Below are 25,138 nucleotides of genomic sequence, written 5' to 3' on the forward strand. Positions count from 1 at the left end.
CGGCAGGGCGGCGGCCGCCGAGCATTTTTCCGGGTTCGACTTCGCCGGCGATTTTGAGTGGTTGCACGGAGGAGTCCGCGGCGATCTGTTGGGTGCTGCGGGGGTCGTCCAACGGCTCGGGCTCGGCTGCGGGGTCCGGGGCCGACGGGCTCGACGACGGGGACCGGGTCAGCGGAGGTGGGTCAGCGGGACTGGACGGCCGTCAGGTTGTCCTGGGCCCGTGCGGCCAAGAGCAGGTCTGCCGCTTTTTCACCGATGACGATGGTCGGGGCGTTGGTGTGACCGCGGATGATCATGGGCATGATCGACGCGTCGGCAACCCGGAGTCCGTGGACGCCGCGCACGCGCAGTTCCGGGTCGACGACCGAGGCCGGGTCGGAGCCCATCCGGGCAGTGCCGACCGGGTGGTAGAGCGTGTGGGCATGGTCGGTCACCGCCATGGCCAGCCGCTCGGCGCTGCTCATGGCGGCGCTGTCGGGCGGCATGATCAGTCGGCCGGTGGTGTCGCCGCGCATCGTCGCGGTCTGGAGGAGGCGTTCGCACCAGGCCAGCCCGGCCAGCAGGGTGGCAAGGTCGGCGCCGTCGGGATCGCTCAGGTACCGAGGATCGACGAGTGCCTTCGCAAACGGGTCAGCCGAGGCGAGGCTCACCCGTCCGGTGCTGCGGGGCTGCAAGAGAATCGCACCGACCGTGAGCCCGTGTTCCGGGGTGGGCACGAGTCCCTCCCCGACGTAGGCGACAGGTGCGAAAATGATCTCGATGTCGGCGAGGTCCAGTTCCGGCTTCGTGCGGATGAATCCGTAGGCCTCGGCGACGTTCGAGGTAAGCATGCCACGTCGGCGGAGCAGATAGTCGGCGATCTGGCGGGGCCTCTGCGCGTCGAACAGGGTGTCGCCGGCCGTCTCCGCGACCAGGCCGGAGAGCAGGTGGTCGCGCAGGTTCGCGCCGACCTCCGGTGAGTGGGCCACGACCGGGATGCCATGCCTGAGCAGTTCGTCAGCGTCGCCGATGCCCGACAGCATGAGCAGCTGCGGGGTGTTGACGGCGCCGCCGCACAGGATGGTCTCTCGCCGCGCGTGCACCCGGTGCCGGCTGTCCCCCTGCAAGTATTCGACCCCGCTGGCGCGGCGGCCCTCGAACAGAACCCGGGTGGCCTGGGCGCCGGTGCGCACGGTGAGGTTGCGCCGGCGCCTTGCCGGCTTCAGGTACGCGTCCGCGGTACTGACCCGGGAGCCACGGTGCTGGGTCACCATGGTTTGGCTGAAACCCTCCGGCTGGGCTGCGTTCGGGGACTCCACCTTCAGGCCGAGCTCGGCCACAGCTGCGAGGAAGGTCTTCGTGTGGCGACTGGGACTTCTCTGGGGCTCGACGCTGACCGCTCCGTCGCGGCCGTGTGAGGCGTCCGTGCTGCCGGCGACGCGTTCGACCCGGCGGAAGTAGGGCAGCAGCGCAGCCCAGGACCACTCCGGTCCGGCCTGGTCGGCCCAGCCGTCGTAGTCGGCCGCGAACCCGCGCACCCACATCATGGCGTTCATCGAGGAGGAACCGCCGAGAACCCTCCCGCGCGGCCAGTAGACGCTGCGCCCGCCGAGGGGAGCCTGCGGGGTGGTGTCGTAGTTCCAGTCCAGGCCGGAGCGGAACAGCTGGGCGAACGCGGCCGGAATGTGGATCTCCGTCTTCTTATCGGCCGGTCCTGCTTCGAGAAGCAGAACGGAACAGGCAGGGTCGGCGCTGAGCCGGGCCGCGAGGGCCGAGCCGGCCGACCCTGCCCCCACGATCACGTAGTCGTAGGACTCCGAGCCATGGTCATCCGAGACCGGTGCGCCCAGGATGTCGCGGGCCACGCGTTCCCGTGTGCGACCGCTCATCACACTGCCGCCGCGAACCGCAGCGATTCGGCGGCGCGCAGGTCCTTTCGTAGGATCTTGCCCGACGCCGACTTGGGGATGCGGTCGACGAACGCCACCCGGCGGACCTTCTTGTGCGGGGCCACCTGCCCGGCGACGAACGCGATCACGGCTTCCTCGGTGAGCTCGGCACCCGGCTGGAGTACGACGAATGCTTTCGGAACCTCTTCGCCGTGTTCGTCCAGCACACCGATCACGGCCGCGTCGTAGATCGACGGATGCCCAAGAAGCAGCGCTTCCAGCTCGGCCGGCGCCACCTGGTAGCCCTTGTACTTGATCAGCTCCTTTAGCCGGTCGACGATCGTCACGTAGCCGTCCGCACTCACCGTGGCGATGTCGCCGGTGTGCAGGAACCCGTCCGCGTCGAGCGTCTCTCGGGTGGCTTCCTCGTTGCCGAGGTACCCGAGCATGATGTTCGGGCCTCGGCAGAGCAGCTCGCCCGGTGCGCTCGTGCCCTCGGCCGGCTGGTGGATCTCCTCGCCGGTGGCCGGATCGATCAGCTTGCACTCGATGTTCGGCAGGGTCAGGCCCACCGAGTCGAGCGGGATGTCGTCGCGGTCGAGCGGGATGGCGTGCGAGACCGGGCTCATCTCGCTCATCCCGTAACCCTGCCGCACCCGGCAGTCCAGCCTGGCGGCTACGGCCGCGCCGAGCGTGTGGTTGAGCGAGGCGGCGCCGGAGAAGATGGTGTGCACGCTGGACAGGTTATAGTCATCGACTAGCGGATGCTTCGCCAGGGCCACAGCGATCGGCGGCGCGATGAAGACGTAGGTGGCCGAGTAGTCCTGGATGAACCGCAGGAAATCGGTCAGGTCGAAGCGGGGCATGGTCACCAGCCCGGCCCGGCCGGCCAGAGCGATGTTCAGCAGCACCGTCATCCCGTAGATGTGGAAGAACGGCAGCACGGCGAGCACCCGGTCGTCCGGTTTCGCGCCGAGCATAGGCAGGGACTGGGCGACGTTCGCGACCAGGTTGCGGTGGGTGAGCATGACCCCCTTGGGGTGTCCGGTCGTGCCGGAGGAGAACGGCAGCACAGCCAGGTGCGTGGCCGGGTCGATGCTGACCGAGGGGGCAGGATGTCCCGCGACGAGCAGGTCGCGCAATGACGCGTGCCCGGGGGAGCCATCGATCACGACGACCTGGTCGGCGCCGAGACCGGCGAGGTTGGCGGCCTGCAGCGCCTGTTCGAGCAGCGGCGACACGGTGAACAGAAGCCTCGCCCCTGAGCCGCGCAGCTGGCCCGCGATCTCCTCGGCGGTGTACAGCGCATTGACAGTGGTCGCGGTGGCGCCGGCGCGCAGGATGCCGTGGAACACAGCGGCGAAGGCCGGCACGTTGGGCGAATGCAGGGCCACGACCTCGCCGGGTTTGATTCCGCGGGCGGCCAGCGCCCCGGCGATCGCGTCGATCTGGCCGATCAACGCCCGGTAGCTGGTTTCCACCCCGGACGGCCCGTCGATCAGGGCGATCCGGTCGAGGTCCGGTTCGGCGATCGAGCCGAACAGATAGTCATAGACGCTGAGGTCGGGAATCTCGACATCGGGAAGAGGACTGGTGAATACCACGGCGAACTCCTGTGTTCGGGGAAAATGCTGCTCCGGGAAAGAATACTGCGGGTTGCGAGCGGGACGGCCCCGCCGGGGGCGGCCGTTCAGGCGCGGAAGGCCGCGGCGAAGACCCGGGGCATCCGCAACCACGACGGCCGGGCGGCGAAACCGGAGAGCAGACGCCCGGTGGAGGCCGCGCTGCGCGCCGAGACGAACCACGGCGGTTTCGGGAAGAGAGCGAACTCACCGTGAGCGACCGAGCGGGGGAACGGGCGGAACGGGCCACTGACGACGGTGCGTTCCGGCGAGTCGATCAACAGGGCGTTGTGCACGACGCCGATTCCGCTCTGCACGTCGCCCACGGTGTGCCCCGGGTAGGCGCCCCAGGGAGCCGCGGCGGTGAGGAACCCGAGGCCGGTCCAGGTGTTGATCGCGATGGTGCCGTAGCGCAACCTGGCGATGGCGTCCCGGAAATGGCGGCCGAGCTCCCGGATCGTGCGTGGTTCGGCGATGATGTTCGCGCCCAGGGTACCGAGGAAGTCCCGGTTGACGGTCTCGATGGCGGCGTCGAGGAAGGACGCGCCGGTGCCGGGCAGCTCGATCACGCCAAGCACGGGGGAGAATGTCTCGGTCGACATGATCGGCTCCGGGTCGTCACCGTCGCCGACAACGACGAGGAGCCGAGCGCCATCGCCGAGGTGCTCAGCGGACGGATATGCGGCGGCGGCAGCCGACACCCTCCCGGCGCTGCCCGGATACCAGGCTGGGCGGGCAGGGGCCCCCGCAATCGCATTCCGCAGTTCGGCCAGGAAAGCATTCTTCTGCGGCCAGTCGCGGCTGAGCACCACGACCTGCCCGGCGATGCAGTTGTAACCACCGTTGTGCAGCCGCTGCGTCGCCACATGCTCGGCCTGGTAGCGCAGGTCGCGGCGGGTCCAGCGGCCGGGCAGCAGGATGATCGGGGCTACTCCGCCCAGCTCGCTGGTGATCGGTTTGGTCAGCAGCGGGGTGCCGGCGGTCTTGCGTTCGGCGCCGGCCGGGCCCTGGCCGAAGACGACGGTGTCGTGGGTGGCCGCGCTGCCCGTGATGTGCACGTGGGAGATGCCCGGGTGATGCGCCAGGTATCCGCCGACGGCGCCGTCACCCGTGACGATGCGCAGTACACCGTGCCGGACCAGCGGGGCGAGCGCGGCCTGGTACACCGGCAGCATCCCGGCCAGCACCGGGTTCAGCTTGAGCAGCACAACCCGGTTGTTGGCGATGAGTTCGTAGAGCACGTCGAGCGGTGGGATCGAGGAGATGTTGCCGGCGCCGAGCACGAGGCCGACGCCCTGGGTCTGCGCGGGACGGAGTTCCGCCAAGCCGGCCTGCGCCCTGACAGCGTCCGCGGTGACCCCGGGCGGCATCCACACCTCTGCCCGGAAGCCGTGAAGCAGGATCGCCTCGTGCGCGCTGTGCGGCAGCACCTGCACCGTCACCCGGTTGCCGGGGGCGGTGCCGAACCGTGCCCCGGCCAGGGGGCTTTCGCCCCGGCTGATCCGGGACACGCTGCCGGTCAGTGTCGATGTCCCGGTCAGCACCGGGTACGGGCCGGAGATCCATTCCTCGCCGACCAGGGAGGATGCGGCGTCCAGGCCCTTGATCTCGCTGGCCGTGTGCGCCCAGTTCTCGGCCTCCTCCGCGACGGCGGCATGCACGGCGCCGAGGAGATCGACGCGCTCGGACAGTGGTGTGAGGGCCCAGCGCTGTTCGCCGGCGGCGAGTTCAGCGATCAGGGCGTCGAGTTCCGCGTGCCCGCTTTCAACTTCCGGGGCAGGATCAACCCCGGCGGGAGCGTTTGTGCTGGTGTCGGCGGGGCCCGGCGTGTCGGCTGACCCGGCGGGCGAGGCTTTGGTGCGGTCGAAGGACGGCTCGGTGACGGTCATCAATCCCCTTTGATCGTTGACGGGTGCGCGAATCTGTTCAGGTGCACAACTCGACGCGGTGGTAGTGCTCAACTCTGTCTCCGCGTCGCGGCTCGCACCATGGGCGGTCGCCGTCGGATCCGGCGGCATTGTTGTGCCGCCGCACAAGGGGATCGCGCCGCGGCGTCGTAGCATGGCGTCATGGCTGATCAACGCGGAACCCTGGAGCAAGGCGCTGGCGCGGGCGCGACCCGGGAAACCGCGATCGAACTCTTCACCGGGCTGATCGACTCCGCTGACGTCTTGACGGATGCGGTCTGCGCCCAGATCGTCGCCGGCGAGCAGGCCTATGGGACCAGGAGCCTGCTGCCCTACGAGGTGTTGCACGGGATCGTCGGCGAGAACATCGCCGCCCTCGCGCGGGCGCTCCTCGATGGTACCGCCACCCTCGAGGCCCCGCGACGGGCCGGGCAGGTCAAGGCGGAGCACGGCATCCCGATGGCCAGCCTGCTCCACGCCTATCGTCTGGCCGGCCTGCAGATTTGGGAGGTGCTGGTCAACCGATCGGTCGCCAGCCAGAGATTCGAGGCGCTGCTGCTCGTCTCCGGCGAGGTCTGGGGCATGATCGACACTTTCTCGAACGCTGCCGCCGAGGCGTACCGGTCGGTCGTCGACGCGCAGGACCGTCGGAACCAGCAGGCCAGGAGCCTACTGTTGCTCAGCGTGCTCGATGGGAGCGCCACCGTGGTCGAGGCCGGGCGTGCCCTGCGCGCGCTCGGGCTGCCCGAGCACGCCTCATTCCTGCTCGTCGCCGCCGAGCTGAGCGCAACGGGTGAGGATTCGCTACCGGGCATCTCGCAGACCCTGCGCGCCGCCGGGATCGCCTCGGCCTGGACCACCTTGCAGGGCGACCAGGTCGGCCTGCTGGGTACCTCCGCGGCGGGCGGGATGGCCCTCGTCCGGGCGACCCTGGCGTCTGCGGCGACGACCCGGGTTGGGATCAGCCGGTCCTTCACCGTTGTGGGCGGGGCGCCGGATGCGCTCCGCCAGGCTCGGATGGCGGTCGGCTGTGTCACGCCGGGGGGAATCGGGGCGCACTCATACGGCACCGCGCCGCTCGACCTGCTGCTGGTCGCGCAGCCGGGCTACGCCGCTGAGCTGCAGGACGTTGTGCTCGGCGGTCTCCTCACGGCGCCGGACGCTCACGTGCTGCTCCAGACCCTCGAGGAGTGGTTCGCCGCCGACGGGTCGACCGCGCTGACGGGTCGGCGCCTGCACTGCCATCGGAACACGGTGCTATACCGTCTGGCCCGGATCACGGAGCTCACCGGACGGATGCCGTCCCGCCCGGCCGACGCCGCCGAACTGCATGCGGCGCTGCGCGCCACCCGGCTGACCGCACGCTGAGCCGCACAGTCAGTCCAGGTCGTCCGGGTCCTTGCCGGTGCGCTCGCCGGAGTCGAGTGCGCCGATCGCGGCCAGATCTGCCTCGTCGAGGGTGAAATCGAACACGTCGAGGTTCTCACGGATGCGCACCGGGGTCACCGACTTCGGGATGACCACGTTGCCGAGCTGGAGGTGCCAGCGGATGACAACCTGGGCGGCCGACTTGCCGTGCCGTGCTCCGATCCGGTCCAGGGTCGCGTTCCCGATCGCACGGCCGCGGGCGAGCGGCGACCACGCCTCGGTCAGGATGCCGTGGGCCGCGTCGTACTCGCGCACCGCGGCCTGCTGAAGCCAGGGGTGCAACTCGACCTGGTTGATCACTGGAGCCTCGACGCTCTCCGCGAGCAGGCGGTCCAGGTGGTGGGTGTGGAAATTGGACACCCCGATCGAGCGGGCCCTCCCCGCCGCCCGCAGGAACTCGAGGGCACGCCAGGTTTCGATGTAGCGATCCTGGCGTGGAGCCGGCCAGTGGATCAGGTACAGGTCGACGTAGTCCAGGCCGAGCTTGCCGAGGCTCTCGTCGAAGGCGCGCAGTGTTTCGTCGTAGCCGTGCCGGTCGTTCCATACCTTCGTGGTAACGAAGACCTCGCCCCTGGCAAGCCCAGACCGCGCGATGCCCTGGCCGACTCCCGTCTCGTTGTCGTAGAGCGCTGCCGTGTCGATGTGACGGTAGCCGGCCTCGAGCGCGACCTGAACGGTGTCGGCGGCCGTGGCATCCGGCACCTTGTACACACCCAGGCCGAGCTGCGGGATGCTGTGTCCGTCGGTGAGCCGAAGCGAGGGTGAGAGAGTCATCCCACCATTAAACCGCCCCGTCCCAGTTCCCCACCCCCGATCACCCCTCCCCACCTCGCCGAACTGTGAGAACAGCACACCTCAGGACCGGAAAACCGTTCACAACTCTCAGTTCGGCGGAGGTGAGGATGGGCGGAGGACGGGTGCGGGATGGGGCGGGGAGGCGGGGTGAGGCTACCGGTCAGCCGCGCCAGCCTCGGCTGGTCAGGGTGGCCTGTACGCGGCGGATGAGTTCGCGGCCACCGTTTCGAAGGTCGTCATCAGTGACCCGGATCATCCGCCAGTCGAGGTCCTCGATGCGTTCCCGGCGGGTGATGTCGGAACGGAATTGCGCACGGTCGGTGCGGTGGCCGTCGCCCTCGTACTCGAGGCAGAGCCGCCACTGCGGCCAGGCCAGGTCAACCCGGGCCACGAAGCGACCGTGCTCATCGGTCAACTCGAGGTTGACCACCGGTTCGGGGATGCCGGCGTCGAGGAGAAGGAGGCGCACCTCGGTTTCCTTGGCGGAGTCGACCCGGGCGCGCACGAAGACAGCGGCCTCGCGCAGTCGGCGACAGCCGCGACGCCCGACGAGAGCAGCGGCGGCGACGCGCAGATCCAGCGGTGTGTAGCGCGGCTCCCGGCCTGCGCACAGGGCATCGGCGGCCGCGACGAGGTCGCCCCGGTAGAGCAGGGTGCCGAGGTCGAGCCAGGTCTGAAGCGGCGACGTGACCGGCAGGCCGCCGTGCAACTCGACGTCCATCAGGCTCGCGCGCAGTTGGTGCCCGATGATTCCCCTCATCTGAGGCGGGCGGCTCGTTGCAGGCACGGTCACGTGCAACCGGCGATCGGCCGACGCCCAGGACGGGAGCGGCATCCCGTGCAGCATGGCAGCGGTGAGGTGGCTGAACACGTGGGTGGGCGGCATCCGGGCGACGTATGCCTCGCACAGCTTGCTGACTGTCATCGGCTTGTCCCCCGCGACCCGAAGACCGCGAAACGGCCGGGCGAGAGCCCGGCTGCCGAGCCGACGTCTGCTCAACCCGGCGTCCCTGGCCCGGCCGACCAGGAACGGCTCATCACGAAACTCGGGCGGGAGCTCTGCGGGTTGCATCCCTCGAGGATGCCGGATGCCGCGTCCGGGCCCCGGAATCTCTCCACAGGCTCACCCGCCCCGCCCTGCATCCCTCGCCGAACTGAGAGAAGAGCACCCTTTTCGGCCGAAAAACCGGGTCGAACTCACCGTTCGGCGGGGGAGGAGGACGGGGCTAGGGACGGGGCTAGGAGACCTGCACCTGGATCGGGGCGGTGTCCGGGATCGGGCTGGCGTCGCGGCCGCGCAGATCGGGGTGCCAGCGCCGACCGATCGTGGGGATCAGGGTGCCGAGCGCCGCGAAGCCCGCCGCGACCAGGATCGCCGCGCCTGCCCCACTGTGGTCGATCATGAAGCCGGCGATCGCCGACCCCATCGCGGCGCCCATCAGCTGGCCGGTGCCGACCCAGCCGTAAGCCTCGGCGGTATCGCTGAATTTCACGCTGGCGGAGACGATGCCGAAGAGCACGGCGAACGCAGGTGCGATGCCGACGCCCGCGAGCAGGAGGGTGCCGGCGAGCCACCAGAAATTGAGGCCCAGGGTGGCGAGACCGAGGCCCACGGTGACGATGAGCATCCTGCCCGCGAGCGCCCACGGCCCGATCGGCGCGTGCCCGAGGGCGAGGCCTCCGACGAGCGACCCGGCCGCGAAGATACCGAGCACCCAGCCGGAGTCCGAGCTGCCGTGGCCGAACGCGGCGACAACCCCCGCCTCGACCGCGGCGCAGGCGGCCACGAGCATGAAGCCGACGATGGTGCTGAGCATGACCGGTGGGCGCCCCAGCACGGCGCCGAGCTTGCGCCGGCTGCGGGGGATGCGCACTCGACCGACCTCCGGCAGTGCCACGAACCAGATTCCGCCGCCGACCAGGAACGCCGCGGCGAGAAGGATGCCGGCGACCGAGCTGATTTGGATGGCCACGAAGGTGGCGATCACCGGGCCGAGCACCCAGATGATCTCCTGCGCCGACGCGTCCAGGGAGAAGAGCGGGGTGAGCTGGCGAGAGTTGACGATCTTTGGATAGATGGTGCGCACGGCCGGCTGGATCGGCGGCGTCGACAGGCCGGCGACCAGGCCGATCGCCATCAGCCCGGAGATCGGCAGGGTCACCAGGGCCATCACAATGATCGAACTGGCGCAGACGACGAGGGTGGCGATGATGACCGGGCGCATCCCCCACCGGCCCATCAAGCGGCTGGTCAGCGGTCCTGCGATGGCCTGGCCGATACTCATCGCGCCGAGAACGAGTCCGGCGGAGCCATAGGAATCGTAGACCCGCTCGATGTGGATCAGGAACGCCAGCGAGAGCATCCCGAACGGGAATCGTGCGGTGAGCTGTGCGGCGATGACGCGAGCAACGCCCGGGGTTTTCAGAAGGGTCCAGTAGGTGCTCACAATTACTCAAGTCTATGGCCGCCCCCGCCCCCGGCGGAGGAGCACCGACTAGCGTTGACGCGTGCACACACTGATTTCGGCCGATGACCTTTTTCGCCGTCTGGACGGACGGGACGACATCCGGGTCCTCGACGTGCGGTGGAGGCTCGGCGGCCCGCCCGGCCACGCCGAATATCGGTCCGGCCACATCCCCGGGGCCGTCTACGTCGACCTCGACACCGAGCTTGCGGGGCACGGCGCCCCGGAGGAAGGACGGCATCCCTTGCCGGCCATCGCCGACCTGCAGGCTGCGGCCCGGCGGTGGGGACTCCACGACGGCGACACCGTCGTGGTCTACGACGACCTCGGCTCCCAATCGGCGGCGCGCGCGTGGTGGCTGCTGCGGCACGCGGGGATGCGCGACGTCTTGCTGCTCGACGGCGCACTGGGCTCGTGGCGCTCGGCCGGTCTTCCCCTCGTCACCGGCGACCTGGCGCAGCCCGTGGTCGGCACCGTGCACCTGGGGTATGGCGCCCTCGCAACCATCGACGCGGACACCGCCGCCGCGATCGCCCGCACCGGCATCCTTCTCGACGCTCGCGCGGGGACCCGCTACCGTGGCGAGACGGAACCGATCGACCCACGGGCCGGTCACATCCCAGGGGCGATCAGCGCCCCCACCACCGAGAATCTCGCACCCGATGGGCGCTTCCGCTCGGCCGATGAACTGCGCGAGCGGTTCGAGACGCTCGGCGTGACCGCGATGCGGCCCGTCGGCGTCTACTGCGGATCGGGCATCACCGCGGCGCACGAGGCCGCGGCGCTGGCCATCGCCGGTTTCGTCCCCTACCTCTACCCGGGCTCATGGTCGCAGTGGTCCACCCTGCCGGATCGTCCGGTGGAGACCGGTGAGGCTCCATCGGCAGCGGATCAGACGATCCCGGGTTAACCTGCTCAGGCATGGGGCATGACGAAATCCGCATGAAACACTGCATGGCCATACTGGTCACGGGTAGGTCCGACGCTCGGGATAGCTGGCTCAAAACGTTATCTACGCACGGAATCCGCGTCATCGAGGTGTTATATGCTCACATCTGTCGCAAACCGTTCACGGACCTCAATGACGAACCCGCAACATCCGACAACCATGAAGAAGGCCTAGCAATGCGCGCCAAATACCTACTCCCGGCCCTCGCCGCCGTCACCGCCCTGATGCTCACCGGCTGCGTCAACAACTCCACCCCCGCCACCGGTGGCTCGACCGCCGGAAGCGTGACCAAGGACGAGAAGGCCGCGGCCCTCCTCCCCGCCGACATCGCCAAGACCGGCAAGCTCGTCGTCGGGACCGATCCGACCTACGCGCCCAACGAGTTCAAGGATGAGGCCGGCGCCCCGATCGGCTGGGGCATCGAGATCGCCAGCGCCATTGCGGGCAAGCTCGGCCTGAAGACCGAGTTCCAGGTTGCCAAGTTCGACAACATCATCCCGAGCGTCACCGGCGGCAAGGCCGACATCGGCGAATCCTCGTTCACCGACACGCTCGAGCGTGAGAAGCAGGTCGACTTCGTCAACTACTACACGGCCGGCATCCAGTGGGCCTCCGCCAAGGGCAAGGAGGTCGACCCTGACAATGCCTGCGGCTTCAAGGTCGCCGTGCAGGCCACCACTTTCGAGGACACCGATGAGGTACCGGCCAAGAGTGACGCCTGCGTCGCCGCCGGCAAGCCGCCGATCGACAAACTCAAGTTCGATACACAGGATGGCGCCACCAACGCGGTCGTGCTCGGCCAGGCCGACGCCCTCAGCGCCGACTCGCCCGTCACGCTGTACGCGATCGAGCAGACCAAGGGCAAGCTCCAGCCCGCGGGCAAGACCTTCGACGTGGCGCCGTACGGCATCGTGGTCAAGAAGGGCTCAGACCTGACCAAGGCGGTGAAGGCCGCGCTCCAGGCGATGGTCGACGACGGCTCCTACGGCAAGATCCTCAAAAAGTGGGGTGTGGCCGACGGCGGTATCGACAAGATCACGATCAACGCGGCCGCGAACGGTTAACCCATGAGCACCGCAGAACGTAGTGGTGCGTCGGTGGGGCAGACCCCTCCGACGCCCGAACCGGCCTCCGTGCCGATCAAGGCGATCAGGCTGCGGCATCCGTGGCGCGCCGTCTTCGCCGTCCTGATCGTGGTGGTCTTCGTGCTCGTCCTCGTCGATGCGGCCTTCCGGCCGGCCTACGACTGGCCGTCGGTGGGCAAGTACCTCTTCGACCGGCGGATTTCCCAGGCCGCCCTGGTCACCCTCGAACTGACGGTGTACTCGATGGTGATCGCGATCATCCTCGGCGTCATCCTGGCCGTGATGCGCCTCTCACCCAACCCTGTCGTCAAGAGCGTGGCCTGGTTCTACCTGTGGGTCTTCCGTGGCACCCCGGTCTACGTGCAACTGACGATCTGGGGTCTGATCTCCCTGATCTACTCGAGCATCGACATCGGCATCCCGTTCATGGAACCGTGGGTGTCGTTCCAGACCCAGGCAGCGCTGAACACGTTCACGCTGGCCATCGTCGGGCTGGCGCTCAACGAGGCCGCCTACATGGCCGAAATCGTCCGTGCCGGCCTGCTGGCCGTCGATCGCGGCCAGGACGAGGCAGCCACGGCGCTCGGCATGAGCTGGGCGCAGACGATGACCAGGGTGATCCTGCCGCAATCGATGCGGGTGATCATCCCACCGACCGGGAACGAGGTCATCAGCATGCTGAAGACCACGTCGCTGGTGACGGCAGTGCCGTTCAGCTTCGAGCTGTTCACCCGGTCGAGGGACATCTCCGCTGAGACGTTCAACCCCATCCCGCTGCTCATCGTGGCGTCGCTCTGGTACCTGTTCTTCACCTCGATCCTGATGGTGGGCCAGCACTTCCTGGAGAAGCGATTCGCTCGCGGTGTCGGCGACCGTCAGCCGGAGAAGAAGGAACCCGGCGCGGTCACTGGCGCCTTCACCGGGGTGATGCCCGTGATCGGGTCCGACCCTCCCGCCATTGTCCTGCCGCCGAAGGATCGACCTGGAGGTCAGCGATGAACGACACGAACACGACGGCCGCGGCACCCCGCAAGGATGCTCCGATGGTGCTGGCGGAGCAGGTCTCGAAGAGTTTCGGCTCGAACGAGGTGCTCAAGAGCATCTCGCTCGAGGTGAAGCGTGGAGAGGTGATGTGCCTCGTCGGCCCGAGTGGTTCGGGCAAGTCCACCTTCCTGCGCTGCATCAACCACCTCGAGGTGCTCTCCGCCGGCCGGTTGAGCGTCGACGGTGAGCTGATCGGCTACCGCGAGGCCAACGGCAAGCTCTATGAGATGGCGCCGAAGGAAGCGGCGAAGCAGCGCCGTGATATCGGCATGGTCTTCCAGCGCTTCAACCTCTTCCCGCACATGACGGCGCTGCAGAACGTGATGGAGGCGCCGATCCGGGTGAAGGGACTGCCTAAGGCCCAGGTTGAGCAGGCCGCACGCGACCTGCTCGCCCGGGTGGGGCTGGCCGAACGCGCCGACTACTACCCGGCGCATCTGTCCGGCGGCCAGCAGCAGCGGGTCGCCATCGCCAGGGCCCTTGCGATGGAACCCAAGCTGATGCTCTTCGACGAGCCGACCAGCGCGCTCGACCCCGAGCTCGTGGGCGAGGTCCTCGACGTGATGAAGGGCCTGGCGAAGTCAGGCATGACCATGATCGTGGTCACCCACGAGATGGGCTTCGCCCGGGAAGTGGCCGACTCGCTCGTCTTCATGGACGGCGGCGTGGTCGTCGAAGCCGGCGACCCCGACCTGGTTCTCACCAACCCGCAGCACCGTCGCACCCAGGCATTCCTCTCGAAGGTGCTGTAGCCGGCGCATCCGCCCGGCGGATGCCGCCACATCGTCGCCGGTTCCGCCGAGACTCCCCGCTGAGCGGGGTTCCCGGCGGGACCGGCGCATCCGCCCGTGCGTGCCGGTTCAGCCTAGGACGGGCGCTTATGCGGAGAGGTCACCGAGGTCATTTCGGAGTCGTGCTCGACCACGTCGCCGAGCACCTCGTCGATCTGCTGCAACACCGCGTGCGGGATCTTGACTCCGGTGGCCTTGACGTTCTCGCGCACCTGCTCTGGCCGGGAAGCTCCGACGAGGGCGGCGGACACATTGTCGTTTTGGAGCACCCAGGCCACGGCGAGCTGCGCCATTGACAGTTCGAGCTCGTCCGCGATCGGCTGGAGTTTCTGCACTCGGGCGAGGACGTCATCGTTCATGAAGCGGCTGATCATGTCGGCGCCACCCTTGGCGTCGGTGGCACGGGAACCGGCTGGCGGGGCCTGGCCTGGCTTGTACTTGCCGGTGAGGACACCCTGGGCGACAGGGGACCAGACGATCTGGCCGATGCCGAGCTCGCGGGAGGCCGGGACGACCTCGTCTTCGATGACCCGCCAGAGCATGGAGTACTGCGGCTGGCTCGAGATGAGTCCGATGCCCAGTTCGGTGGCGAGAGCGTGGCCGGCCCGGATCTGCCCGGCCGTCCACTCGCTGACGCCGATGTACAGGGCCTTGCCCTGGCGCACGATGTCGGCGAAGGCCTGCATCGTCTCCTCGAGCGGGGTCTCCGTGTCGTACCGGTGTGCCTGGTACAGGTCGACATAGTCCGTCTGCAGCCGTCTCAGCGAGCCATTGATCGACTCCATGATGTGTTTGCGGGACAGCCCGGAATCGTTGTGACCGCCGGGTCCGGTGGGCCAGTAGACCTTGGTGAAGATCTCGAGGCTCTCGCGCCGCTGGCCAGTGAGCGCATCGCCGAGGACGGACTCCGCCCTGGTATTGGCGTAGACGTCGGCCGTGTCGAAACTGGTGATTCCCACGTCGAGCGCGGCGTGCACGCACTGTGTGGCGACCTCGTTTTCAACCTGCGAACCGTGCGTGAGCCAGTTGCCGTAGGTGATTTCGGAGATTTTCAGACCTGAGTTGCCGAGGTAGCGGAATTCCATGCTCCCAGCCTAGGGTCGATGCCGCAGTTCTAGCCGACCAATACCTTGTGGATGCGCTGCAGGGAGACGGACTCCGCGGCCTTCAGCTCCTGGGCGAACAGGCTGATCCGCAACTCTTCGATCATCCACCGCGCGCGCACCAGGTTCGCCGGCGAGTCAGGGGCCAGCGGAATCCGGCCGCCGGCATCCGTGTACCGCGTGGTCGCGGCCTGGCTCTCGTTCATCCAGACCCGGTCGCGGCTCGGGTTGTCGCCCAGCTTGACGATGCGGGAACCGATGCCGCCGAGGTAGCGCGGCAGGTGACGCAGCTGGGGGAGGCCGGTCACACTGACAAAACCAGGGAAGATCAGTCCGGCAAGTTGAGAACGGGCATCCGTCAACGCGGGCAGCAGCGCCATGCTGGTGGAGGCCTTGAGCGCCCTGTCGGCGGACCTGGCCGCGGTCAGGATGCGCGCGACGAGCCCGACCGTCTCGAACATCGAGTCCATCACCACGCCGGAGACCCGGTCGCGGATGGTGTCGAACTCGGCCTTCATGAAGACCTGGCCGCCCGGCTTCACCCGGTACAGCACGTCATCGACGCTCGCCGCCAGACAGTCGTCGAAGAGTGCCTGGGTCGACCGGTACGGGCTGGTGGCGAGGCTGAGCTTCTCGGCCCCGGTGAGGTGCTGCTGCACATAGCCGACCGGCGACGGCGTGGCGAGCAGGAGCAGACGGCGCACCCCGCCGGGCAGGGTGCGGGCCTGCTCGGCCTCGGTGCTCATCATCCTGATCGCCACCGACCGGCCCTCGTCGACAAGGGTGGGGTAGCCGCGGATCGTGTTATCGCCCTGCCGGGTGTCGATGAAACGCGGCAGCTCGGAGAAATCCCAGGTGGTCAGGCCGGTGCGCTCGATCGCGTTGGTGGGGGTGGCCGCGGATGCCTTCGCCACGCTTTCGCGGGCCCGGCTGCCGAGCCGGCGTTGCAGCTCGAGCAGATCCTTGCCGGAGGCCATCGGGCGACCGCGTTCGTCGACAATCCGGAACGTCATCCTGAGGTGGGCCGCCACCCGGTCAAGTTCGAAGTCTCCTGCGGTGACCGGAACGTAGGTCAGCCGCTGGATCAGGGCCGCGAGGGTCTGGGCGAACGGTGTCTCTTCGGGGTCGGTCACCGAGGTGGTGGAGTAAAGAGTTCCGGTTGCGGAGTCACCGGCGCCGACCGGGGCGCCCGGTGCGGGCGGCAGTTCAGTGAGCAGGCGCGCCGCCCAGTCGGCCGCCGGAACGACGTTGCGCCGGATGCTCTTCGGCAGGGACTTGATCAGGGCGGTGACCAGCTCGGCGCGGAGCCCGGGCACCTGCCAGTCGAAGCCGGTGGGAGAGAGCCGCGCGAGCAGGGCCAACGGGATCTGCGCGGTCACGCCGTCGTCCTCCTCGCCGGGTTCAAACCGATAACTCAGACTGAACCGCTGGTCGCCCTGGTGCCAGACCGGCGGGAAGACGGCCTCGTCGATCTCCGGTGCGTCCTCGGGGACGAGGGCCTCGGCGGTCATGGTGAGCAGGTTGGGGGTTGCCGCCCTGGCCTGGCGCCACCAGGTCTCGAAGGTGCGGGTGGAGCAGACGTCCGCGGGGATGCGTTTCTGGTAGAACTCGAACACGGCCTCGTCGTCGAAGAGGATGTCGCGGCGTCTGGTGCGCTCCTCGAGCTCGGCCAGCTCGGTGCGCAGCTTCTTGTTGGCGCGGTCGAACGCGGTGACTCGCTGGTCGACCCGGTCGAGGTCCCACTCGCCCTCGACCAGGGCGTGCCGGATGAACAGGTCGCGCGCGTAGGCAGGGTCGACCCGGGAGAACTGGATTCGGCGGCGCGGCACGATCGGCACCCCGTACAGGGTGACCCGCTCGTAGGCGACGACGGCGCCCTGCTTCTTCTCCCAGTGCGGTTCGGAGTAGCTGCGCTTGCAGAGGTCGCCGGCGAGCGGTTCGGCCCAGGCCGGATCGACGATGGCGTTCATCCGGGCGAACAGACGGCTGGTCTCGACCAGCTCGGCGCTCATCACGGCAGTGGGCTGTTTCTTCGCCAGCGCCGAACCGGGGAAGATCACGAACCGTTGCTGGCGCGCGCCGATGTAGTCCTTCTTCGCGGTGTCCTTGAGCCCGATGTGCGAGAGGAGGCCGGCCAGGAGCGAGCGGTGGATGCCGTCGGGGTTCACGCTGGGGTCGCCGACGTGGAGGCCGAGCGGTTTGGCCATCTGCCGGAGCTGCTTGTAGACGTCCTGCCACTCACGCACCCGCAGGTAGTTGAGGAATTCGTTCTTGCAGAGACGCCGGAATGCGCTCGAGCCGAGTTCCTTCTGCTGCGTCTCGAGGTAGTTCCAGAGGTTCAGCAGGCTGAGGAAGTCGCTGGTTGGGTCGGCGAAGCGGGCGTGCTGCTGGTCGGCCTGGGCGCGGCGTTCGAGCGGTCGCTCGCGCGGGTCCTGGATGGTGAGGCCGGCGACGATCGCCATCACCTCGCGGCTCATGCCCTGGGTCTTCGACTCGACCACCATCCGGCCGAACCGAGGGTCGATCGGCAGTTTCGCGAGCTGCTGGCCGATCCGGGTGAGTTTGGAGATGACCGTCTTGGTCCCGGCACGACCCGCTGTGTCGGGGGCGACCGCGCCGAGCTCGGCCAGCAGGTCGAGGCCGTCCTTGATGCCGCGGGAGTCCGGCGGCGTGAGGAACGGGAACGCGGCGATGTCGCCCAGGCCGAGCGAGATCATCTGCAGGATCACGGCGGCGAGATTGGTGCGCAGGATCTCCGGCTCGGTGTACTCCGGCCGGCGGGTGAAGTCCTCCTCCGAGTACAGCCGGATCGCGATGCCGTCGCTGGTGCGCCCGCTCCGGCCGGATCGTTGGTTCGCGGATGCCTGCGAGATCGCCTCGATCGGCAGCCGTTGCACCTTCGAGCGCACGCTGTACCGGCTGATTCGGGCGGTTCCGGCGTCGATGACATAGCGGATGCCCGGCACGGTCAGGCTGGTCTCGGCCACGTTCGTGGCGAGCACGATCCGACGTCGCACCCCGGCCACCGTCGACGGCTGGAACACCTTGTGCTGGTCGGCGGCGGAGAGCCGCCCGTACAGCGGCAGAATTTCGGTGGGGCTGCCGCGCCCGGCGGCGGCGAACTTGCCGTTCAGGGCGTCGGCGGCGTCGCGAATCTCGGTCTCGCCGCTGAGGAAGACGAGCACGTCGCCGCTGGACTCCCGGTCGAGTTCGTCCAGGGCGGCGGAGATGCCCTCGATGTAGTCGCGGTCCACGGCGGGCGCGGCATCCGACAGCTCGTCATCGTCCATCGCCTCGGCGACGAGCGGGCGGTAGCGGATCTCGACCGGGTAGGTGCGGCCGGATACCTCGATGATCGGGGCCGGGGTGCCGTCGGCGGCCGCGAAGTGCTCGGCGAAGCTCTGCGGGTCGATCGTCGCGGAGGTGATGATGAGCTTGAGGTCGGGGCGCTGCGGCAGCAGTCGCCGCAGATAGCCGAGCAGGAAGTCGATGTTCAGGCTGCGCTCGTGCGCCTCATCGATGATGATCGTGTCGTACTTCCGCAGCATCCGGTCGCGGTGCATCTCGTTGAGCAGGATGCCATCGGTCATCAGCTTGATCTTCGTGTCGGGACCAACCTGGTCGGTGAAGCGCACCTGGTAGCCGACGGTCTGGCCGACCTCCTGGCCCAGTTCCTCCGCGATGCGTTCGGCGATGGTGCGGGCGGCGAGGCGGCGCGGTTGGGTGTGGCCGATGCTGGTGCGGCCGAGTTCGAGGCAGATCTTGGGCAACTGGGTGGTCTTGCCGGAGCCGGTCGCGCCAGCGACGATCACCACCTGGTTGTCACGGATGGCGCGCGCGATATCCTCGCGGCGCTGGCTGACCGGGAGTTCGGGCGGGAAGGTGATGACGACGGGGATCATGACCCTTCCATCGTATTCCAAGCCGGAGAACACCCAGGTGCCCGGGCCGCCACCGGCACCTTAAACCGCACGATGTTAGCATCAATGCATGACTGACGAGGAAGCGACCGGGGGACGGCACGCCGCCCTGGCCTCTGACGCGCGCCGCCAGGTGCTTGAACTCCTGATGGACTCGGGCGCCCCGCTCGACGCGGCCGCCGTGGCGGCGCAGGTCGGGCTGCACATCACGACGGTGAGGTTTCACCTCGAACAGCTCGAGGGCGCCGGGCTGATCCGGCGCGCGGTGGAGCGGGCCGGCGCGCGGGGGCGCCCGCGCATCCTCTTCACCGCCGGGCCGGCCTCCCGGGAGGACGAGGCCAAACACGACCTGAGCCGGGCCCTGGCCGGCGCGCTTGCCGAAGACGCCGATGGCGGCCGGGCCCGGGCGATCCGGGCGGGCGAGCACTGGGCTGCCTCGTTCGCCGGCGAGCTGTGGGGCAGCGCGGGGGAGGGTGTCGCCCCGCTCGTGCGCATCCTGGACCGGCTGGGCTTCGACCCGGAGCTCGAGGTCCCGATCGGCGAGGTTCCGGGCGCTGCCGGGCCGGTCGAGGCCGTTCCCGCCCTGGACGGGACGGATGCTCCCGCTCCCGACGTGTCGGCCCCGCCGGTGGTCAATCTGCTCGCCTGCCCGTTCCGCGCCGACGCGAGGCAGGCACCCGACGTGATCTGCTCGGTGCACCTCGGCCTGATCCGGGGCATCGCCGAGAGCCTCGGCCACGACCCGGAGGGCACCGAGTTGCGACCGTTCGTGGGCCCGGAGCTGTGCCAGGTCCGGCTCCGCGGCTCCTGGGTCGCGGCCGACGCCGAGGTCGCGACCGAGGCCGTGGCGAAGGCGGATTAGCGGCCGCCGTCGACTCGGTCAGTTTTCGTTCGGTTCGGACCCCTAGGGTGGGGCGCATGACGACTCCAGTTCCCACCCTGACCCTCAACGATGGCCACACCATTCCCCAGCTCGGCTTCGGTGTCTTCAAGGTCGAGCCGGAGGAGACCACCCGGATCGTGTCCGACGCACTCCAGGTCGGCTACCGGCACATCGACACCGCAGCGATCTACGGCAACGAGGAGGGCGTCGGCGCCGCGCTCGCCGCATCGGGGATCGCCCGCTCCGACCTGTTCGTCACGACCAAGCTGTGGAACGACAAGCAGGGTACCCAGTCCGCGTTCGATGCCTTCGACGAGAGCCTCGAGAAGCTCGGCCTGGACTACGTCGACCTCTACCTGATCCACTGGCCGACACCCGCCAAGGACCGCTACGTGGAAAGCTGGAAGGCGTTGGAGAAAATCCGCGAGTCCGGCCGGGCCCGGTCGATCGGCGTCTCCAACTTCCTCGAGCCGCACCTGGACCGTCTGCTCAGCGAGACGGAAATCGTGCCTGCCGTCAACCAGATCGAGCTGCACCCGGCGCACCAGCAGCCCGAGGTGACCCGGATCGCCCGCGCCAACGGCATCCAGGTGGAGGCCTGGGGGCCGCTCGGCCAGGGCAAGTATCCTTTGCTCGAGGAGCCCGTCGTGGCCGTCGCCGCCGAGGCGCACGGCAAAACGCCGGCCCAGGTCGTCATCCGCTGGCACCTGCAAACCGAGAACATCGTCTTCCCCAAGTCGAACCGTCGCGAGCGGATGATCGAGAACTTCGACGTCTTCGACTTCGAGCTCAGCCGCACCGAACTGAACACCATCTCCTCGCTCGAACGGGTGGGCCGGGTGAGCGCCCACCCCAACGACGTGAACTGACCCCGAGATTCTCGCCCCGGGTGGTGAGAACGGTCGCGGTAGATTGGAAGAGGAGGGGGAACGATCCCCGACCAGGAAGTTGGCCGATGAATCCGATTGAGTGGCTCTTCGACGCCCAACTGCAGATCGGTACCCAGACGATCCTCTGGCGCGAGGTGATCGGCAATGCGTTCGGGATACTGAGCGCAGTCGGCGGGATGCGCCGCAAGGTCTGGGCCTGGCCGGTGGGAATCGCCGGCAACGCGCTGCTGTTCACGGTGTTCCTCGGTGCCGTGTTCGGTACCCCCAACCCGGTCAATCTGCTCGGCCAGGCCGGCCGTCAGATCATGTTCATCGTCGTGTCGATCTTCGGCTGGATCCAGTGGTCGCGGGCCCGAAGCTCGAGCGCGCACATCGCCGTCGCCCCACACTGGGCGAGCAACCGCACCCGGATCCTGCTCGGTCTCGGCATGGTCGCCGGCACGCTCATCCTCACCCCGATCTTCCGGGCGCTCGGCTCTTTCGAGCCGGTCTGGGCTGATGCCTGGATCTTCATCGGCTCCTTGCTCGCCACCTACGGCATGGCCAAGGGCTGGACCGAGTTCTGGCTGATCTGGGTGGCCGTCGATGTCGTCGGCGTCCCGCTCCTGGTCAGCGCGGGCTACTACGCCTCGGCCATCCTCTACGTGTTCTATGGGGCGTTCACGATCACCGGGTTTTTCATCTGGATGCGCGTGCAGCGCCGCGGCACGGCCCTGGTCGACCGTCAACTCACCGGCACCGCCTAGCCGCATCTCCCACACCGCCGCAAGAGGTGGGGTGCGGGGCGGTTTCACTCGTGACGTTGCCGTCGGTGCTGACCCGGATCGTGACATCCGCGAGGTCGCCGCCCTGCACCAGTGAGTCCTTTCCGAGCGTGAAGGGGTTGACCGGTAGCGTCGCCGTGAGGTTCATGCCCCGTCGGGCGAGCTCGGCAAGCCCGACGCACGCGCTGGCACCCTGCTGACCCTGGGCGCGCAGGATCACGCAGTACAGGTCGTCACCCCGGCGAGCGACAAAAACGAACGAATTGGTTTCCCGCTCGACGAACACCGCATGGATGGAATCTCGCCGAAACTCGGGGCCCAGGTCGATCGTGGTCTGGTCGGGAATCGGCGGCTCGTTGAAGAGTCGCATGAGTCCCGGTGAAGCGGATGCCGCGGCCTCGTCCGCCGGACGGGTCGCCGAGCCGTCCGGCTGCCCCAGGGTCGACACCGCGCCGACCGTGATCGCGCCGACAGCGGCCCCGATGGCGAGCAGGAGCAGGGCGCGTCGGAGACCCGGGCCGCCGGGCGCGCCCGGGTGCCGCCTGGTCGCGGGTCCGAGGTCTGCCGGGGCGTTTTCCTCCACGGGCAGCGCGGGAGTGCCGCCCGTGGGACCGACGCCTGTGGGACCGCCTCGCCGCAGTACCGGTTCGTCGCGGAACAGCAGCAGCACGTCGTCGAGAGCGGCGGCATCCTGTCGCAGCCGGTCTGTGAGCGCGCGGAGTCGCTGCTCGTCGTCGCCGGTCGGAGAATCGGGACGGGTGCGCGAGTAAACCTGGGCCTGAAGCGGGGGGAGTGCGGCTGCAGGATCGGGGCGGCCGGCCGGACTTTCCGTGAGTGGATGACACCGCCACCACAGGGCATCGAGCACGTCGTGTCGCCCCCGGTATGCCTCGCGCAACTCGGAGGCGAGGGCAGCATCGGCTGCGGCTGCAATGGACAGCCTTTGTGCTACAGACTCCGATATCATCCCGGGCTCCCAGCGGTCGAGGTGTGTCCACTGTAACCAGTCCGGCGGGGCTGATCCGATCTGGATCCCAGCGAGGCGGATCAGCGCACAATGGGACCATGACGACCCGTCTTGCCGATGCCATCAGCCCGCACTGCGCTCGAACGCCGACACCCCGGTCGACTGGCAGGGCGGGGCGCTGAGGCCCTTCCGGAGGTGCGCTCCTAGGACGTGCGGAGGGCCAGCGTCGCCGCGACGCCGATGAGGATGCCCGCCGTGGCGCCCGCGGCGACGAGCAGGATCCCGCGTAATGGGTGCCGGTTCGACCAGTCCCCGCGGAGCGAATCGATGTCGGCGTGAGTGGCGGCCGCCTCCATCCCGGCCGCCTCCATCCCAGTCTTTTCCACGCCGGTTGGACCGTTCTCCGATTCGCTCGGGGGCCGGGCATCGACGGCCTCGTCGGCGTCCCGGTCGTCGTCCGCGTTGCCGGAACCGGGCCAGCCGCGGAAGCTGACCAGGACCAGGTCGAGTGCCGCGGCATCCTGTGCCAGCAGCCGGGTGAGCTCCCGCAGCCGGTGCTCGCTGCTCGTCGCGCTGACGGGCTCGCCGGTGTCGGGATCCGCGACCTCGCTCCGCGGTCCGTCGACCCGGGTGCGGGAGTACACGGCGGCCTGCTCGGCGCCGAGGCCGACGAGAGGGTCGGGGCGGCCGCCGGGGGTGAGACTGAGCGGATGCGCGCGCCACCAGAGCGCATCCAGCACATCGTGCCGACCCCGGTAGGCGGCGCGCAGCGCGATCAGCAGTCCCGGATCGGTCCCGGCCGCCGTTTCCAGACGACCTGCCACTGTCTTCAACGTCATCTGCAGCCCCCCACTGTTGCCCTCAGCCTAACCACCCCCGAACGGGAGGTCCAGCACGTGGGGTTCCGACCGGCTCACCCGATCTGGGCGGCGCCGCACTGCGCACGGCGCACGATCTCGTCCGCCGTGGCGCACGCCGCACTGCCGCTGTCGTCGTCGTGGTTCTGCTCGACCGGGCGGTACCTGCCGTCCGTGCGCTCGGCGGCATAGACGCCTGGGCAGCGGCCAACAGTCGTTGCGCGAGGATCACCCGTTCCACACGCATCACTATTCCTTTGGCCGAGAATAGTCCGGCCCGCACCGCCGGCGACGCGGTCCCGGCGCAGAATGGAAACATGCCCAACCGACTTGCCAACGCGATCAGCCCGTACCTGCGCTCACACGCCGACAACCCGGTCGACTGGCAAGGCTGGGGTGCTGAGGCCTTCGCGGAGGCGCGCTCCCGCGATGTCCCCGTGCTCGTGTCGATCGGCTATTCGACCTGCCACTGGTGCCATGTCATGGCGCGGGAGAGCTTCAGCGACCCCGACCTTGCGTCCTATCTCAATCAGCACTTCGTGAGCGTCAAGGTCGACAGGGAGGAACACCCCGATGTCGACGCCGCCTACCTGGCCGCCGCCAGCGCCTTCGTCGGCGGCCTGGGCTGGCCGCTGAACGTGTTCGTCACACCCGAGGGCCGGGCGTTCTACGCCGGAACGTACTTCCCACCACAGCCGATGACGGGGCATCCGTCGTTCCGTCAGGTGCTCGAGGCGGTGACGGATGCCTGGACCACCCGCCGCGCCGAGGTCACCGAGAGCGCGGACCTGGTCGCCGAGGCCCTCGCCGCGTCCTCCGGCCAGGGAACAGCCGCCGACGCCCGCCCGGACGCTGCCGCCCTCCGCGGAGCCGCAGCCAGCCTGGTCGCCCAGGAGGACCCGGTCCACGGCGGCTTCGGCAGTGCCCCCAAGTTCCCGGTGGCACCTGCCCTCGGCTTCCTGCTCGACCGCGCCGACCCGGCCGACGGCGTCCCTGCCGGTCGGGACCTGGCCCTGCGCACCCTCAAGCGCCTCGGCGCCTCGCCGCTGCGGGATCCGATCGAGGGCGGTTTCTTCCGCTACGCGGTCAACCGGGACTGGAGTGAGCCGCACTACGAACGGATGCTCTACGACAACGCCCAGCTCCTCGACCTCTACACGCAGGCCTGGAAGCTGACCGGCGAGTCGTGGGCCCGCACCGTGGCCGAGGGAATCGCCCGCTTCCTTACCGCAGTGCTGGCGCTGCCGGGAGGCGGCTTCGCCAGCGCGCAGGACTCCGAGAGCACCGTGGACGGGCGGCGCGTCGAAGGCGGCTACTACACCCTCGATGAGGAGGCCCGGAAGTTGCAGGCCAGGCCGGCGCTCGACGACAAGGTGCTCACCGGCTGGACGGGCCTCGCCATCGCGGCTCTCGCGCGGGCCGGATTCGCCTTCGACGACCTGACCCTCCAGGCCGCAGCGACGCGGGCGGCCGACAGGCTGCTGGCCCAGCACATCCTCGGCCGGCCCCCCGGAGGCACCCGACTCGTGCGGGCCTCCATCTCAGGTCGGGTCTCGGGAGCGCAGGCGACCCTGGAGGACTACGGGATGTTCGCTCGCGGGCTCCTCGAGATCGCCTTGGCGACGGGGGAGGTGCGCTACGCCGTTGCGGCGCGCCACCTCATCGATGAAACGCTACCGTCGGCCCCCGACAGCCCCGACAGCGCCGACAGCGCCGACAGCGCCGACAGCGCCGACAGCGCCGCGACGCCCGTCGCCGCGACGCCCGTCGGCGCGACGCCCGGCACCGGGCCGGACCCCC

General features: G+C 68.9%; 19 protein-coding genes. 9 read left to right on the plus strand and 10 right to left on the minus strand.

Going from position 1 to position 25,138, the window contains the following annotated elements; translation table 11 throughout:
• Nucleotides 1-182: 182 nt before the first annotated feature.
• The 3 genes from E3O19_RS00015 to E3O19_RS00025 all read right to left on the minus strand — a co-directional run bounded on the left by E3O19_RS00015 (nucleotide 183) and on the right by E3O19_RS00025 (nucleotide 5,379).
• Nucleotides 183-1,868 (minus strand): GMC family oxidoreductase, encoded by a 1,686-nt coding sequence (locus E3O19_RS00015; RefSeq protein ID WP_134564595.1) that lies wholly within the window; start codon nucleotides 1,866-1,868, stop codon nucleotides 183-185.
• Nucleotides 1,868-3,472, minus strand: coding sequence for an AMP-binding protein (locus tag E3O19_RS00020; protein ID WP_134564596.1), 1,605 nt, complete (start codon nucleotides 3,470-3,472; stop codon nucleotides 1,868-1,870). Before E3O19_RS00020 ends, E3O19_RS00015 begins: the two co-directional genes overlap by 1 nt.
• 86 nt (nucleotides 3,473-3,558) lie before the next feature.
• Entirely contained in the window at nucleotides 3,559-5,379 is a 1,821-nt protein-coding gene (locus E3O19_RS00025) for an aldehyde dehydrogenase family protein (RefSeq protein WP_134564597.1), read from the minus strand.
• A 180-nt stretch (nucleotides 5,380-5,559) separates the two neighbouring features.
• Between E3O19_RS00025 and E3O19_RS00030 the strand changes: the two genes are divergently transcribed.
• On the plus strand, nucleotides 5,560-6,765 hold the full coding sequence (locus tag E3O19_RS00030; protein ID WP_134564598.1) for a PucR family transcriptional regulator: 1,206 nt from the start codon (nucleotides 5,560-5,562) through the stop codon (nucleotides 6,763-6,765).
• Nucleotides 6,766-6,774: 9 nt separating this feature from the next.
• Here the strand turns inward: E3O19_RS00030 and E3O19_RS00035 are convergent, their stop codons facing one another.
• From E3O19_RS00035 to E3O19_RS00045, 3 genes are all read right to left on the minus strand, one after another.
• Nucleotides 6,775-7,599, minus strand: a complete 825-nt coding sequence (locus E3O19_RS00035) for an aldo/keto reductase (RefSeq protein ID WP_134564599.1) — start codon at nucleotides 7,597-7,599, stop codon at nucleotides 6,775-6,777.
• A gap of 181 nt (nucleotides 7,600-7,780) precedes the next feature.
• A complete protein-coding gene (locus tag E3O19_RS00040) occupies nucleotides 7,781-8,692 on the minus strand; it encodes a hypothetical protein (RefSeq protein WP_134564600.1) in 912 nt (303 codons plus the stop codon).
• Nucleotides 8,693-8,858: 166 nt separating this feature from the next.
• The gene (locus E3O19_RS00045; protein ID WP_134564601.1) at nucleotides 8,859-10,067 is read right to left on the minus strand and encodes an MFS transporter; all 1,209 of its coding nucleotides are present in this window, start codon (nucleotides 10,065-10,067) and stop codon (nucleotides 8,859-8,861) included.
• A 61-nt stretch (nucleotides 10,068-10,128) separates the two neighbouring features.
• Between E3O19_RS00045 and E3O19_RS00050 the strand changes: the two genes are divergently transcribed.
• From E3O19_RS00050 to E3O19_RS00065, 4 genes are all read left to right on the plus strand, one after another.
• On the plus strand, nucleotides 10,129-10,995 hold the full coding sequence (locus E3O19_RS00050) for a sulfurtransferase (RefSeq protein ID WP_134564602.1): 867 nt from the start codon (nucleotides 10,129-10,131) through the stop codon (nucleotides 10,993-10,995).
• A 215-nt stretch (nucleotides 10,996-11,210) separates the two neighbouring features.
• The gene (locus tag E3O19_RS00055) at nucleotides 11,211-12,098 is read left to right on the plus strand and encodes an ABC transporter substrate-binding protein (protein ID WP_134564603.1); all 888 of its coding nucleotides are present in this window, start codon (nucleotides 11,211-11,213) and stop codon (nucleotides 12,096-12,098) included.
• A 3-nt stretch (nucleotides 12,099-12,101) separates the two neighbouring features.
• Entirely contained in the window at nucleotides 12,102-13,118 is a 1,017-nt protein-coding gene (locus E3O19_RS00060; RefSeq protein ID WP_134564604.1) for an amino acid ABC transporter permease, read from the plus strand.
• Nucleotides 13,115-13,915 (plus strand): amino acid ABC transporter ATP-binding protein, encoded by an 801-nt coding sequence (locus E3O19_RS00065; protein ID WP_277612995.1) that lies wholly within the window; start codon nucleotides 13,115-13,117, stop codon nucleotides 13,913-13,915. Before E3O19_RS00060 ends, E3O19_RS00065 begins: the two co-directional genes overlap by 4 nt.
• 113 nt (nucleotides 13,916-14,028) lie before the next feature.
• On the opposite strand, the gene E3O19_RS00070 is transcribed toward E3O19_RS00065, so the two are convergent.
• Nucleotides 14,029-15,039 (minus strand): aldo/keto reductase family protein, encoded by a 1,011-nt coding sequence (locus tag E3O19_RS00070; RefSeq protein ID WP_134564605.1) that lies wholly within the window; start codon nucleotides 15,037-15,039, stop codon nucleotides 14,029-14,031.
• Between the two features lie 29 nt (nucleotides 15,040-15,068).
• Complete coding sequence (gene hrpA / locus E3O19_RS00075; RefSeq protein ID WP_134564606.1) at nucleotides 15,069-18,959, minus strand: ATP-dependent RNA helicase HrpA; 3,891 nt, start codon at nucleotides 18,957-18,959, stop codon at nucleotides 15,069-15,071.
• A gap of 88 nt (nucleotides 18,960-19,047) precedes the next feature.
• Between hrpA and E3O19_RS00080 the strand changes: the two genes are divergently transcribed.
• The 3 genes from E3O19_RS00080 (at nucleotide 19,048) to pnuC (ending at nucleotide 21,496) form a co-directional block, all read left to right on the plus strand.
• The gene (locus E3O19_RS00080) at nucleotides 19,048-19,839 is read left to right on the plus strand and encodes a helix-turn-helix transcriptional regulator (protein ID WP_134564607.1); all 792 of its coding nucleotides are present in this window, start codon (nucleotides 19,048-19,050) and stop codon (nucleotides 19,837-19,839) included.
• Nucleotides 19,840-19,895: 56 nt separating this feature from the next.
• The gene (locus E3O19_RS00085; protein WP_134564608.1) at nucleotides 19,896-20,729 is read left to right on the plus strand and encodes an aldo/keto reductase; all 834 of its coding nucleotides are present in this window, start codon (nucleotides 19,896-19,898) and stop codon (nucleotides 20,727-20,729) included.
• Nucleotides 20,730-20,815: 86 nt separating this feature from the next.
• Nucleotides 20,816-21,496, plus strand: coding sequence for a nicotinamide riboside transporter PnuC (gene pnuC, locus E3O19_RS00090; protein ID WP_134564609.1), 681 nt, complete (start codon nucleotides 20,816-20,818; stop codon nucleotides 21,494-21,496).
• On the opposite strand, the gene E3O19_RS00095 is transcribed toward pnuC, so the two are convergent.
• Both E3O19_RS00095 and E3O19_RS00100 read right to left on the minus strand, forming a co-directional pair.
• Nucleotides 21,480-22,481 carry a hypothetical protein gene (locus E3O19_RS00095; protein ID WP_134564610.1) on the minus strand — a complete coding sequence of 334 codons (1,002 nt, stop codon included), beginning with the start codon at nucleotides 22,479-22,481 and terminating at the stop codon, nucleotides 21,480-21,482. The genes pnuC and E3O19_RS00095 overlap by 17 nt on opposite strands.
• Before the next feature lie 203 nt (nucleotides 22,482-22,684).
• Nucleotides 22,685-23,320: a hypothetical protein gene (locus tag E3O19_RS00100; protein ID WP_134564611.1), complete on the minus strand. Its 636-nt coding sequence runs from the start codon at nucleotides 23,318-23,320 to the stop codon at nucleotides 22,685-22,687.
• A 335-nt stretch (nucleotides 23,321-23,655) separates the two neighbouring features.
• On the opposite strand from E3O19_RS00100, the gene E3O19_RS00105 reads away from it, so the two are divergent.
• Nucleotides 23,656-25,138 (plus strand): thioredoxin domain-containing protein (locus E3O19_RS00105; protein WP_134564612.1); only part of this gene is annotated, 1,483 nt, incomplete at its 3' end.

Origin of the sequence: Cryobacterium algoritolerans (assembly GCF_004402785.1) — a bacterium.
Taxonomy (GTDB): domain Bacteria; phylum Actinomycetota; class Actinomycetes; order Actinomycetales; family Microbacteriaceae; genus Cryobacterium; species Cryobacterium algoritolerans.